This window comes from Bacillus sp. FSL E2-0195, assembly GCF_038003645.1.
Taxonomy (GTDB): domain Bacteria; phylum Bacillota; class Bacilli; order Bacillales; family Bacillaceae_G; genus Bacillus_A; species Bacillus_A mycoides.
Window position 1 is genome coordinate 4816941 of record NZ_JBBOPN010000001.1, and the last position, 13471, is coordinate 4830411.

General features: G+C 37.5%; 12 protein-coding genes and 1 other annotated feature. Of the genes, 3 read left to right on the plus strand and 9 right to left on the minus strand.

What is annotated here, in order from left to right; genetic code table 11:
* Positions 1-298: 298 nt before the first annotated feature.
* Entirely contained in the window at positions 299-1471 is a 1173-nt protein-coding gene (locus tag MHH59_RS25060; protein WP_001206332.1) for an acetyl-CoA C-acetyltransferase, read from the minus strand.
* A gap of 21 nt (positions 1472-1492) precedes the next feature.
* Entirely contained in the window at positions 1493-3874 is a 2382-nt protein-coding gene (locus MHH59_RS25065; RefSeq protein WP_033730843.1) for a 3-hydroxyacyl-CoA dehydrogenase/enoyl-CoA hydratase family protein, read from the minus strand.
* 237 nt (positions 3875-4111) lie between these two features.
* Here MHH59_RS25065 and MHH59_RS25070 point away from each other — a divergent pair, with 237 nt between their 5' ends.
* Complete coding sequence (locus MHH59_RS25070) at positions 4112-4258, plus strand: YuzL family protein (RefSeq protein WP_002034611.1); 147 nt, start codon at positions 4112-4114, stop codon at positions 4256-4258.
* Positions 4259-4355: 97 nt separating this feature from the next.
* Positions 4356-5195: a D-alanyl-D-alanine carboxypeptidase family protein gene (locus MHH59_RS25075; RefSeq protein WP_147739970.1), complete on the plus strand. Its 840-nt coding sequence runs from the start codon at positions 4356-4358 to the stop codon at positions 5193-5195.
* 22 nt (positions 5196-5217) lie between these two features.
* On the opposite strand, the gene MHH59_RS25080 is transcribed toward MHH59_RS25075, so the two are convergent.
* The 4 genes from MHH59_RS25080 to MHH59_RS25095 all read right to left on the minus strand — a co-directional run bounded on the left by MHH59_RS25080 (position 5218) and on the right by MHH59_RS25095 (position 9120).
* Positions 5218-6135 carry a proline dehydrogenase family protein gene (locus MHH59_RS25080; protein WP_002089421.1) on the minus strand — a complete coding sequence of 306 codons (918 nt, stop codon included), beginning with the start codon at positions 6133-6135 and terminating at the stop codon, positions 5218-5220.
* Positions 6136-6445: 310 nt separating this feature from the next.
* Positions 6446-6691, minus strand: coding sequence for a YusU family protein (locus MHH59_RS25085; protein ID WP_001290599.1), 246 nt, complete (start codon positions 6689-6691; stop codon positions 6446-6448).
* A gap of 48 nt (positions 6692-6739) precedes the next feature.
* A complete protein-coding gene (locus MHH59_RS25090) occupies positions 6740-7042 on the minus strand; it encodes an MTH1187 family thiamine-binding protein (RefSeq protein ID WP_001018862.1) in 303 nt (100 codons plus the stop codon).
* Between the two features lie 77 nt (positions 7043-7119).
* Positions 7120-9120, minus strand: a complete 2001-nt coding sequence (locus tag MHH59_RS25095; RefSeq protein WP_340852643.1) for a methyl-accepting chemotaxis protein — start codon at positions 9118-9120, stop codon at positions 7120-7122.
* A gap of 208 nt (positions 9121-9328) precedes the next feature.
* Between MHH59_RS25095 and MHH59_RS25100 the strand changes: the two genes are divergently transcribed.
* Complete coding sequence (locus MHH59_RS25100) at positions 9329-10087, plus strand: TrmB family transcriptional regulator (RefSeq protein ID WP_002034606.1); 759 nt, start codon at positions 9329-9331, stop codon at positions 10085-10087.
* A gap of 180 nt (positions 10088-10267) precedes the next feature.
* Here the strand turns inward: MHH59_RS25100 and MHH59_RS25105 are convergent, their stop codons facing one another.
* The 3 genes from MHH59_RS25105 to MHH59_RS25115 form a co-directional block, all read right to left on the minus strand.
* Positions 10268-10441: a hypothetical protein gene (locus tag MHH59_RS25105; protein WP_002034605.1), complete on the minus strand. Its 174-nt coding sequence runs from the start codon at positions 10439-10441 to the stop codon at positions 10268-10270.
* 77 nt (positions 10442-10518) lie between these two features.
* Positions 10519-11703, minus strand: coding sequence for an MFS transporter (locus MHH59_RS25110; RefSeq protein WP_078177968.1), 1185 nt, complete (start codon positions 11701-11703; stop codon positions 10519-10521).
* A 110-nt stretch (positions 11704-11813) separates the two neighbouring features.
* Positions 11814-13127 (minus strand): APC family permease, encoded by a 1314-nt coding sequence (locus MHH59_RS25115; RefSeq protein WP_340852647.1) that lies wholly within the window; start codon positions 13125-13127, stop codon positions 11814-11816.
* A 65-nt stretch (positions 13128-13192) separates the two neighbouring features.
* Positions 13193-13429, minus strand: a binding site (T-box leader).
* Positions 13430-13471: the final 42 nt, after the last annotated feature.

Sequence of the window (13471 nt, forward strand, 5' to 3'; positions counted from 1 at the left end):
TTCCATTCTTTGCTTTAGCGCCCTCTTGTTCTGAGCGAGCCGCCTGCGCTTTTTTTATAATCCAGTTCCGGTGGCTAAAACAGTCGGTCGTTTCATCCCTTCCTGTGAGGCAAAAAGCGCCTCTTCGTCAGGGCTTCCAACGCCCTCCTGTTCTGAGCAAGCCACCTGCACTTTTTATATAATCCAGTTCCAGCGGCTAGAATGTTCGGTGGCTTCGCTTCTTCCTACGAGGCAAAAAGCGCCTCTACGTCTGAAGCTCCATCCCCCTCACATTCTGAGCGAGCCGCTTACACTTTTTTTATAGTAATTCAAATACTCCCGCTGCTCCCATTCCGCCACCGATACACATTGTTACGATACCGAATTGTTGGTTGCGACGTTTCATTTCGTGAATAAGAGATAGTGTTAGTTTTGCTCCTGTACAGCCAAGTGGATGTCCAAGTGCGATTGCACCGCCGTTTACGTTTACTTTTTCTTCATCTAAACCAAGTTCACGAATAACTTGGATAGATTGAGAAGCAAATGCTTCATTTAGTTCAAATAGACCGATATCAGATAGCTCTAAACCAGCTAATTTTAACGCTTTCGGAATTGCAGCAATTGGGCCGATTCCCATTACTTCTGGTGGTACTCCAGCTACTGCGAATGAACGGAATTTTGCAAGTGGCTTCATGCCATCGCTCACTGCTTTTTCACGATCCATTAATAGTACAGATGCTGCACCGTCACTCATTTGTGAAGAGTTACCAGCCGTTACAGAACCGCGAACGTTAAATGCTGGACGTAATTTACCTAAAATGTCTAGCGTCGTCTCTGCTCTTACACCTTCGTCTTGTGCGAAAATGATTGTTTCTTCTTGCAGTTTGTTGTTTGATCCAACCGAGCGTAACGTCACATCTACAGATACTGTTTCATCCGCAAAGTTCCCTGCAGCTAATGCTTTCGCAGCACGTTGATGACTTCTTACTGCAAATGCATCTTGTTCTTCACGAGAAATTCCATATTTCACAGCAACTTGCTCTGCTGTATGTCCCATACCCATATAATATTCTGGAGCAGCTTCTACAAGGCGACTGTTCGGACGAACAACGTGCCCCATCATTGGAACTAAACTCATTGATTCCGCTCCGCCTGATAATACAGCTTCAGAGTGACCAAGCATAATGCGCTCTGCTCCGTAAGCGATACTTTGTAAACCTGAAGAACAGTAACGGTTAATTGTAATAGCTGGAACATCGTAAGAAAGTCCTGCTAGCCCGCCGATATTACGAGCCATATTTAAACCTTGCTCTGCTTCTGGCATCGCACAACCGAAAATTAAATCATCAATTGGTCCTTCATAATTCGCACGCTTTAACGTTTCTTTTACTACTAACGCCCCTAGATCGTCAGGACGAACTGTTTTTAATGAACCCCTCTTTGCTTTTCCAATTGGTGTTCTTGCTCCCGCAACAATGACAGCTTCTCTCATGAACGATATCTCCCCTCGTTATTAGTTACGTAATGGTTTTCCTTTTACAAGCATGTGCTGCATTCTTGCTTGTGATTTCATCTCACTTACTAAGCTAATAAATGCTTCACGTTCTACATCTAATAAATACTGCTCATCAACTTCTGTTCCGTACGGCACTTTTCCACCCGCAATGACATATGCCAGTTTCTTCGCAATGTGCAGATCATGTTCAGAAATGTAACCTGATAAATGCATTGCCTCTGCACCAAGTACAAGCGCTGCATATCCTGTCTCACCAACAACTGGTATCTTTTTGCGGATAGGTGCTTTATAACCTGCTTCATATAAAGAAAGTGCTTTTTGTTTCGCATCATATAGTAAGTGATCACCATTCACACTAATACCGTCTTTATCGCCTAAGAAGTTGTTCGATACAGCTTCTTGTGCTGATGTAGAAACTTTCGCCATCGCTACAGATTCGAATACTTTATTCGCAACTTTTTGTAAGTCAAATTCTACACCGTTTGCCATTTTGTTTAAGTGTTTAATGTATAACTCTTTGTTACCGCCTCCGCCAGGGATTAAGCCAACACCTACTTCTACTAAGCCCATATAAGTCTCACTAGAAGCTTGAATGCTCGCTGCTGGTAAACAAACTTCTGTACCTCCGCCAAGCGTCATACCATATGGTGCCGCTACAACTGGCTTAGAAGAGTATTTAATTTTCGTCATTGCATCTTGGAAGTTTTTCACAACCAACTCAATTTCAAAGTAGTTGTCATCTTGTGCTTCCATTAAGATCATTGCAAGGTTCGCACCAACGCAGAAGTTCTTCGATTGGTTTCCGATAACAAGACCTTTATAATTCTTTTCTACTTCATCAACAGCGTAGTTAATCATTTGCGTAATATCCATACCGATTGCATTGCTCTTCGAATGGAATTCTAAGCAAAGGATACCATCGCCTAAATCGATTAAGCTCGCTCCGCTATTTTTCTTTAATACGCCATTTTTCGCTTTTAATTGTTTAAGAGAAATTGCCTTTTTATTACGTTCGATTAGCTTATATTCGCCATTATCGTAATAGTAGCTATCTCCGTTATCGTGTTTGTAGAAAGTAGTGAAACCTTTCTCTAACATTTCTTTCACCCAAGTCGGAACAACTACGCCGTTTTCTTCCATCTTTTGAACGGACTTTTCAACGCCGATTGCATCCCAAACTTCAAATGGTCCTTGCTCCCAGCCGAAGCCCCACTTCATCGCTTGGTCAATTGCAACGATATCGTCAGCAATTTCTTTATGAAGTTTTGCAGAGTATAAAAGAGTTGGTGTGATGATGTTCCATAACAACTCTCCTGCGCGGTCTTTCGCGTATACAAGCGCTTTCAATTTATTCGATAAACCTTTTTCTTGTTTACTTAATTCGATAGATGCAGCTTTTAATTTTTTGCGAGCTTCGTATTCCATCGTTTCAGGATTTAGTTCTAAAATTTCTTTTCCTTGTTTTAAGAAGAAGCCTTGACCTGTTTTGCTTCCAAGCCATTTTTTATCAAGCATGTCATGCATGAAAGCTGGTACTTTAAATACATCACGCTCTTCTTCTTGTACGTTTTCATATACGTTATTTGCAACGTGTACGAATGTATCTAAACCAACAACATCTAATGTACGGAACGTTGCGCTCTTCGGGCGACCAATAAGTGGGCCTGTTACAGAATCAACTTCCCCAATGCTATAGCCGCGTTTTATCATCTCTTGAAGAGTTACTAATAAACCGTACGTACCGATGCGGTTTCCAATAAAGTTTGGTGTGTCTTTTGCGATAACAACGCCTTTTCCAAGAACGTCTTCGCCAAATAGTTTCATGAAGCTTAATACTTGTGGATCAGTTTCTTTCGTCGGTATTACCTCTAGAAGTTTTAAATATCGTGGTGGGTTAAAAAAGTGTGTTCCTAAGAAGTGCTTTTGGAAGTCGTCTGAACGACCTTCTGCCATTTTTTCTACTGAAATGCCTGACGTATTCGAGCTTACAATAGAACCCGCTTTACGAACGGCATCTACTTTTTCAAATAGTTTCTTTTTAATATCTAAGTTTTCAACTACTACTTCGATAATCCAATCTACATCAGCTAGACGCTCAAGATCATCTTCTAAGTTACCTGCTTCAATCAGTGCTAGATTTCCTTTCACTGTCAGAGGAGCTGGTTTTTGCTTTAATAGTTTTTGCACAGCCGTATTACTAAAACGATTTCTCACACTTTTATGTTCTAATGTAAGTCCCTTCGCCTCTTCTTCTTTCGTAAGCGCAGGTGGTACAATATCAAGCAATAATGTCGGAATACCAATATTAGCTAAGTGTGCCGCAATTCCTGAACCCATTACGCCTGAACCTAGAACAGCAGCCTTTTTAATTTGGAACATCCATTTCTCCCCCTATTCTTGAATGAATGCTCATTCAATTTTTCGACATGAGTCGCAATCAATGAGTGAGCCTCTACTAATAAATATATGATACAGTTTGAATTTTCGCAATATATTTATTGATAAAATTTTCTGAAATAAATATATTTCTTTCATTTGGCTATGCTATACATGTGTATTTTCTTCATTAAAATGCACTTTTCCTTTTTATAATCTGACGAAACTGGAGGAATATATATGGCAAAACTTAAGAAGAACCCTTCAAAAGCTGGAATTAGCGCAGCAAGTGTAACTGGAAATGCAGGTCCGCATAATCACGGTGTTGAAAAAGGGCGTCAAAGTAATAACCAACAATATAAGAAGCATAATATGGGCGAAAAATAACGCTATATTTTTGGGCAGAGGACGTGGCATAATGATTAATGGCTGCTTTTTCTGCCCAATTTATTTGTACATATGGAAAACAAAAGAGGGAACGACGATGAAACGAACAATAATTATGATTGTAATGATTGCCACACTATTTACAGGGATGATTTTCTTCTCTTATGCACAAAGGCAACAAGTTGTAAGAGCAGATCAGCCTAACATTAATGGGCAATACGGGATTACAATCGATGCAGACACAGGTGAAATTTTGTATGGAAAACGGGAAGATGAACGCTCTTATCCGGCTAGTATAGGGAAAATGATGACTACCTTACTCTTACTAGAAAATGTGAAAGAAGATGAAGAAATTACGGTTACAGAGAATGCGATTAAAACGGAAAGTCAAAGTAAGAAGATTAAGCTTCGCGCGGGTGAAAAATTAAAACGTGATGAGGCATTAAAACTTATGCTTATTATTAGTGCAGACCCAATCGCTGAGTCAATTGCAGAACATATCGCAGGATCAAAAAATGAGTTTGTGAAAATGATGAACGCTAGGGCGAAGGAACTTGGGACAAAACATGCGACTTTCAAAAACGCAAGCGGTGCTGATGCACTTGGAAATAAAGTATCACCATATGACATTGCTATTATTACGAAAGAAGCCTTGAAGTATCCGATCGTTTTAGAATATATGAATTCAATACATACAACACTACATACTTCAGAGCGTTCTCCGAAAATCGCAAACTATGGACGGGAAGAACTATATGATGATCCATATGCGATTGGAAGTAAAAGCGGTTTATCAGCACTCGGAAAATACACAGTCGTAACAGTTGATGAAAAAGACGGTAAACGCGTCATTAACGTCGTGTTATCTTCTACTCGTACGCAGCTATATCCTGATACGAAGAAAATGGCGCACTACGCATTTCAGCAATTAAAATAACCAAGGAGTATTTTCTCCTTGGTTATTTTTTGATCATACCTTTTAATACGAACGCAACGTTTGCTGGACGTTCTGCTAGACGGCGCATGAAATAGCCATACCAGTCGTTTCCATAAGGCACGTAAACGCGCATTTTGTAACCTTCTTTTACTAGCTCAAGTTGACGCTCTGTACGAATACCAAATAACATTTGGAATTCAAATTGATCCCTTGGAATGTTGTGTTCTTCCGCAAGTTTTTTCGTATATTCAATAATCGCTTCGTCATGTGAAGCAATTGCAGTGTAATTTCCATTTAATAAGTGCATTTTAATAATTTTTTTATAATTGTCATCTACATCTTTCTTTTCCGGGAACGCTACTTCTTCAGGTTCTTTATAGGCCCCTTTTACAAGACGTAAATTAGGATTATAAGCGTTTAAATCTTCCATATCTTTTTCTGTACGATATAAGTAAGCTTGAATAACTGTACCAATATTATCGTATTCAGATTTTAATTGTTTAAAGATATCAATTGTTTTTCCGCAGCGCGTATAGTCTTCCATATCAATTGTAATAAACACACCATTTTCTTTTGCAGCTTCTAAAATACGGCGCATATTGTTCATTACGATTTCGTCAGAAATATCTAATCCCATAGAAGTCATCTTTAAAGAAAGTTGCGAATTAAGACCTTCTCTTCCAATTGCACGAATCGCTTCAATCGATTCGCTAGCCATTTCATTTGCTTCCGCTTCGTTATCAACGAATTCACCTAAATAATCGATTGTTACACAAAGACCTTGCTTATTTAATGCTTTAATTGCAGCTGTCGCTAATTCAATCGTTTCCCCTGCGACGAAGCGACCTGCACCAAAGCGTAAACCGTACTTTTTAGCCAGTTTTGTTAGCGCTTTATTTTTAGATAAGAAAAGAAACGAATTTCGCATTAATTGTTCCATGTAATTCACCCCTACGACTATAATTTATCTGTTTTTTACCCCTCTTCAAAATTATATCATTGTTTAAAATTATTTGATACAAATAATTATTTAGATAATTTATAAAATACTATCAAAACATTTAAAACCCTATATTCTCGTTTATAAATATAAAGAAAATATTTTTCGACATTCAGAAAAAACGGGTTTACTAGGGAAAAAATGAGCATGCCGAAAATATTCGACATGCTCACAAAACCATTTATATTTCATGTAAATTATATAAGGATATTAATAACAAAAACTTGAGGTAACATTATCTCAAGCCTTCTTACTTCTCATTTCGCTTCTCATCATTCAGCTTTTTAATATTCGTAATTAACTGTACCATCTCTTCTTTTGCATCTGGATACGTCTCATTCCAATGTTTCACTAAAGCTGGCATCGTCTTAGCCATATAAGAATAAAGTGCCCATTTCTGTACCTGCTCTTTTCGCTCTTCGTTGCTCTCTCCAAGTAATAGTTCCGTGTATTTCTCTAGCAAGCCATCAAACTGCTCATTAAACTTTTCACTCATCTTATTTTCCTCCTATATGAAAAAAGCAGCGAAGATCGCTGCTTTTTCTTATAATTTTGATCGAACAGAGTTTAATTTCTTCTCCATCGTACTTACTTTATCACGGCGATCATCGATACGAATTGTTGTCGCAACGCGCTGTGCACCTTTCGTGTATGGAACTTCATGCATTTGTTGAATGACTTCTAAAATGACAGGAAGATCTCCTTCAATTACTGTATTCATCGGTGTTAATTGATACTTCACGCGATCAGCATTTTTCTCTAGGACCTTTTGTACTTCTGCTACATATTCACTAACACTTGGGTTACCTGTTCCTACTGGAATAATCGATACATCAACAATTGCCATAATAATCTTCCTCCTATTACTGCTTCTTATATATCCATTGTCTATTTTACCGAAATTCTCATCATTTTACTAATACGTTACTCTTCTACTTTAAACTGCTCAATCAATTTTTCTAAGTCCTGCATATTCTCTGTCAAACTTTCCATCGTATGAGCTACTTTTTCTAAATGATTCACTTGTGACTCAGTTGCTGCATTTACCTCTTCAGAAACAGCCGCACTCTCTTGACTCGTGCTAGCAATTGTTTGCATAACTTCTGTAATTTCTTCTTGCTCGTGACCTATGTTATTTACCTCTTCTACAATTTTTTCAACTGAGGTACTAATAGTATTTACAACTGACATAATTGTGCGGAATTCTGTCTCCGCCTCTGTCGTAACTTTATTTTGTATATCCGCAATGTCTTTCAATTTACTTACAACTTCTACAACTCGTTTTACTTCTAACTGCACATCGCTAATCATTATTGTAATCTCACCCGTTGCCTCTTTTGATTGTTCAGCTAATTTCCGAACCTCTTCCGCAACAACAGCAAAGCCCTTACCTTGCTCACCTGCACGTGCTGCTTCAATTGAAGCGTTTAAAGCCAGTAAATTCGTTTGATCCGAAAGACCTTTTATAAGTTCTACCACATTTTGAATCGATCCAACCCTTTGCTCTAACTTACCGGACGCTTCTTCCGTATGAACAACGATAGAAGATGATTGTTCTCTTGTACGAACTAAATTTCGCATCGTATTGAGTCCCTGCTTAGACGCTTCTTCCGCCTTACCAGTCACTCCCTTTATTTCACCAACGGAACTATTCATTTCTCCCATCGACTGCGCCATATTTTCAAGTTGCGCTGAAACCTCCTCTACACTATTAGCAAGAGTAGACGCGCCTCCGCTCACATCATCCATTGCACCTGAAACTTCTCTACTAGCTGCTACAGTTTCATTCGTTAAATAATGCAGATTGTGAGTCGATTTCTGTACTGTCGATACACTATTTTTAATTTTACTTACCATTTCATTCATTTGCTCAACCATATGATTAAAATGATTTGTCAGTTCTCCAACTTCATCCTTACTTGTCACTTTCATTTGCAACGTTAAGTCACCTTCTGCTACTTTTTGAACGTGATTTGTTAATAGTTGCAATGGTCTTGCTAATCTTCTTGAGAATACATATGAAGCTAATATTCCAATCAATAAACTTATACATGCCATTATAATAACTGTATTTCTTGTTTCTATTAGTAAGTTATCAATGGACTCTTTCGGATATACAATCCCGATTTTCCATTTCATCTTATCAAACAATTGACTATAGGCTACTACATCTTTGCCACCTAATGTCGCCGCCGCAAATTTCGTTTCATCTTTATTTAAACTTTTAACAAGTGGTTCTTTCGAAACATCTTTTCCTACTTTCTCCGGGTACACAATGGCAATATTTTTATCATTTATAACAAACATTTCTCCGCCATTATTATATTGAATATTATGGAGTAGCTTTTGAATCGTTCCTAGTGATACATCCATTGCTACAACACCTAACACAGAACCATCTTGTCCGACAATGGCTTTTGAAACTCCAATACTTAACTTACCCGTCGCGATTTCATATTGTGGTTCTCCCCAAATAGTCGATTCTGTAGCTGCTTCTGACGCTTTATACCAAGGGCGACTCGTCGGATCATATCCTTCTGGAACTGTCCCACCATCTGCAAGATTTGCACTCAACGTTTTTTTATCTTTCGTCCCAATGTAGACATCTAAAATATCAGGATGATTCTTTTTAAACCTTGAAAATTCCTTTAAAATAAAACTCTCTTCTTCTGGAGTAACCCCATCTTTTAGCATGTTTTGAATATCATCATGAGATCCATAATGACCCATATCTTCTTCAATTCGCTGCATAAATGCAGTTAACTGCTCTGTCACAAGATCCATCGTATTTTCAGAATACTGGTCTAATGAGTGCGTTTCTTTCTCTTTTTGCAATTGATACACAGCTGTACCTAATATTACAAACATCATAGAAATAAGTACCGAAAATACTACTGCAATTTTTAAACGTAAACTTCTCAACATATTCCCTCAAGCATCCCCTTCTCGGTAAAATTCAATCGCATTAATCATTATATTAAGTATAATAGATAAATCGGAAAGCTCAATCCATATAGTTTAAAAAATTGAAATTTATTCTCATTTCAATCAACCTACTTGTTATCTCAACACTTGTGTAAAAACAAATAGTTCATTATCCTTAACATATAATCTCATTCGTTCGGAGGGAACTATGCTACAAAAATTCGGTTTCTCACAATATGAAAGCCAAGCTTATGAAGTTGTCGTATCAAGCAATGACCCATTAGATGCAACAACTATCGTTAAACATTCAGGTGTTCCAAAAGCAAAAATATACGAAGTGTTAGCACGACTCATTGATAAAGGGATGGTAATGGATTCTGTTTCTGAAAAGAAAAAATTGTATACAGCATTACCACTCAAGCTAGCAATTGAAAAGTTAACGACAGAATTCCAATCTAATATTAAAGAACTTGAAAATAATATTTCTAAAAAATCATTTACAGATGACCGCGTTTGGAGTTTAAAAATGCAGTCTTCTATTAAAGTACAAAGTAGGCAACTTATAGAAGATGCGAAAGAATCCATACGCATCTCCGCATGGAACGATACCCTTTTAGAATATCTTCCTTTACTAGAACAAAAAGAAAAACAAGGCGTCCAAGTCGAGTCCCTCATAGTTGGAAAAGTGGAAACTGACTTAGAAAACATGCATTTTTTAATCCCAGCTCAAGAACCTAACGCATTAGAGCGTTATTTACTACTCATCGTTGACGATAGTGAAATTTTATTTGCTGGTGTAGAGCAAGAATCATGGCAAGCGATGAAAACAATGTCACAACCTTTCGTGAAGTTCTTTACGGAGTTCTTCTATCATGACGTTGCACTTGCGAAGATTACAGAGAAGCACCATGATCTCTTTATGCAGGATGAGGAAATTAAGGAATTGTTGATGAAGTTGAGGTATTAACAAATCCAAAAATCGATTCTACCATTTGAATAGATAATATAATTTTTCATACAAAAAAAGCTGTACCAAACGGAGTTTTACATACTCATTTGGTACAGCTCTTTTTTACGCTTTCGCTAATTCAATTTTATGTAGTTGGTTTTTCGGATGGTTTTGATTTGTAAATACAGAACGTTCATTTTACGATTTTTTTTGCTCCTTTATCTCCATCAAAAGCTCAATAATCTTCTCATTTTGCTCTACTTGTTTCTCAGAATTTTGATAGATGAAACGAATCCATCTAAATACAAAAATAATAAGAAATAATGGGACTAAAGAAATTAGAAAACCAATAATTGAAAAATTAGACTCCATATACTATCACCTCGCTATATACTCCCTTCTCCATTTCTCTACTAACCCCTGCAATTTTTCACACAAAAAAGAACCTATCAAATGATAGATTCTTCTTTCGTAAGCTGATTCGAACGTCCTCTCGTAATAGAGAAAATCGCACAAAGTAGTGCCAATATAATGAAAACGCCGCCTACCCAAGCGTTATATATAACAGATGATTTCTCAATAACAACTCCGCCCACTGTTGAGCCAAGTGCAATTCCTAAATGAAGTGCAGAGTTATTTAAACCTTGCTGAATACCAGCTGATTCTGGCGCAATTTCAATTAAATAGTTTTGCTGTGCTGGCGAAATTGCCCAGCTCAGCATACTCCAAAGCCCCATCATAATAATGAAAAGCGGGAATGAGAATGTCATCATCGGCAACATAAAGATTGCACATGCAAATACGATAATGATGGAAATAATACTTTTCTTCGATCCCCATTTATCAGCAAGCAAGCCGCCAAGGCCGCCTCCAAGTACCGCCGCAATTCCGAAAATGAAGTAAAACACACTAATCCAATTTGCTTCAACATGCATGACATCTTTTAAAAACGGTGTTAAATATGCGTATAGCGTTAAATGACCTGTTAAAAATAAAAATGATGTTAACTGTGCGCTTACAATTTTTTTATCCTTTAACGTAGCAATTTGTTCTCTTATTGATAATACCGATGTCGCTGGTACTTTCGTTAAAAATAATGAAATACAAGCAATCGCCATAACCGTTAATATTGAAATTAATACAAATGGTGCACGCCATCCATATGCATTTCCGAGTACAAGACCTAGTGGTACTCCAAGTACGAGTGATCCACTAATACCCATGAAAATGATTCCAATTGCACGCGCACGAAAATGCGGCTCTACTACACTAGAAGCAAGTGTTACCGATAGTGCAATAATAAGCGAACCACTCGCTGCACAAATTACTCTCGAGAACATTAACATCTCGTAATTCACACTAAATGCCGAAATGATATTTCCAATTAAGAAAATTGATAATGCCACAACATACAATTTCTTTCTTTCAAACTTGCCTGTTAATGCTAATAAAACCGGCCCTGATAGAGCGAATACTACTGAAAATATTGTAATAAGCTGACCAGCTGCACTAATCGACACACCTAAATCATTAGCAACTAAATCAAGCGTTCCTCCTATAATTAGCTCAACCGTTCCGACTACGAAAGCCGCAATAGCTAAAATATATACACGAAAATTCAAGCCTTTCCCCACACTTTCTCTTTTGGTTACTACCATTATAGTAACCAAAAGAGAAAGTGGACGCAAGTACAAATTTTTTTATAGCAAAAAAGCAGGCGTATAATACGCCTGCCCTTCAATCATTAAACTCCAGTTTCTTTCTTCTTATTTAAGTACCAATATACCGGAAGTCCAGTAAATACAATTCCAATTGATAAGAAGCAGCTTACCGGATCGTTAATAATTGCACTTCCAAGTACAAACAACGATCCTAAAATCGCAACGATTGGTACAATCGGGAATAACGGTACACTATATGCACGCTCTTTATTCTTGTTACGTTTTCTTAAAATGAAGACACCTATAAATGTCATTACATAGAAAATATAAATAATAAATACGGAAATCTCGGATAGCTTATTCGGATCACTAATAAGCATTAAAATAATTCCTAAAATGATTTCAACAGTAATCGCATTCGCTGGTGTTTTAAATCTCGAATTTTCTTTTGCAATAAACTTAGAAAACGGAAGGTGTCCACGCTCTGCCATCGACATCGGAATACGTGGGAATGTTAAAATCTTTCCATTTAAACAACCGAAAATAGAAATGATAATACCGATACTAATAATTTTCCCGCCATATTCTCCAAGTAACATTCCCGCAGCTGTCGCCGTTGCGTTTTCTCCAAGGGCTACAATTTTCGCTGCTGGTAATACATTTAGTAACGCTAAGTTAATTAATACGTAAGCAGCTGTTACAATTAAAATCCCAACTGTCATTGCCTTCGGTAATAACTTTGTTGGATTCTTCATTTCTCCGCCAATAGAAGCAAGCAAAATCCAGCCATCATAGGCAAATAAAGTTGCTAAAATTGCCATCCCGATACTTTGATTTTCTGATATCGGTACAACTACGTTGAAGATATCACTATTCCCTTTCCAAAACCCTAGCACAACAATTAATATAATTGGAATCATCTTCCCAACTGTCGTAACCGTTTGGACGATGCCCCCATATTTTGTTCCCAAACTATTTATAACGCCTAGGAACACAACTGTTCCAATTGCGATTGGTAAATTCCAGACTTTATCTAAATAGAAAAAATTAATCATTAAAGAACTAAAATACAAACCTAACGTTCCAATAATAGCTGGTCCATAAACAATTGTTTGCATCCAGCCAGATAAATACCCCCAAAAACTTCCGTAAATCTCCTCTAAATACGTATACAACCCACCATTTTTCGGAATTTGCGCTCCAATTTCGGCTACTGTTAAACCACTTGCTAACGTCAACAGACCACCAATTACCCAAGCAAGGATTGCCATATTAGAACTCCCTGAGTAATCTAATACGCTCCCTGGTTTCATAAACACACCAGACCCAATAATAGTTCCTACTACGATAGAAAGTGCTACTGTTAAACCAATTTTGTTTTTCTCATCATGATGCATGCTGCGTATCCTCCTTCCAATACTAGTGTGATGCAAAAATAAAATAAAAAAACACTCCTCCCTAAAAAAGGGACGAGTGTTGTATTCGTGGTTCCACCCTTGTTTCAATTCGTAAAGTGACACACTTCACCAATTTCTCAAGTCCAAATAACGGTTTTTGCCGGCAAGCAATTACTAGGTATCCGTTCACTGCTGCAGTTCAGAGGTGGTAATCGATTTTCTCGTATTAGGAAGCTCACAGCCAAAGGCTTCCCTCTCTGAGAATCGTAAAAAATTGATCATGTCCTCATCATCACTTCTTGATGTCGAATTTTGTAGTTATTGTTCATTATATTGAATTGTTA

Excerpts from the sequence above, each read along its gene's own strand:
- MHH59_RS25060 (WP_001206332.1), bottom strand. The coding sequence starts at position 1,471 with ATGAGAGAAGCTGTCATTGTTGCGGGAGCAAGAACACCAATTGGAAAA.
- MHH59_RS25065 (WP_033730843.1), bottom strand. The coding sequence starts at position 3,874 with ATGTTCCAAATTAAAAAGGCTGCTGTTCTAGGTTCAGGCGTAATGGGT.
- MHH59_RS25070 (WP_002034611.1), top strand. The coding sequence starts at position 4,112 with ATGGCAAAACTTAAGAAGAACCCTTCAAAAGCTGGAATTAGCGCAGCA.
- MHH59_RS25075 (WP_147739970.1), top strand. The coding sequence starts at position 4,356 with ATGAAACGAACAATAATTATGATTGTAATGATTGCCACACTATTTACA.
- MHH59_RS25080 (WP_002089421.1), bottom strand. The coding sequence starts at position 6,135 with ATGGAACAATTAATGCGAAATTCGTTTCTTTTCTTATCTAAAAATAAA.
- MHH59_RS25085 (WP_001290599.1), bottom strand. The coding sequence starts at position 6,691 with ATGAGTGAAAAGTTTAATGAGCAGTTTGATGGCTTGCTAGAGAAATAC.
- MHH59_RS25090 (WP_001018862.1), bottom strand. The coding sequence starts at position 7,042 with ATGGCAATTGTTGATGTATCGATTATTCCAGTAGGAACAGGTAACCCA.
- MHH59_RS25095 (WP_340852643.1), bottom strand. The coding sequence starts at position 9,120 with ATGTTGAGAAGTTTACGTTTAAAAATTGCAGTAGTATTTTCGGTACTT.
- MHH59_RS25100 (WP_002034606.1), top strand. The coding sequence starts at position 9,329 with ATGCTACAAAAATTCGGTTTCTCACAATATGAAAGCCAAGCTTATGAA.
- MHH59_RS25105 (WP_002034605.1), bottom strand. The coding sequence starts at position 10,441 with ATGGAGTCTAATTTTTCAATTATTGGTTTTCTAATTTCTTTAGTCCCA.
- MHH59_RS25115 (WP_340852647.1), bottom strand. The coding sequence starts at position 13,127 with ATGCATCATGATGAGAAAAACAAAATTGGTTTAACAGTAGCACTTTCT.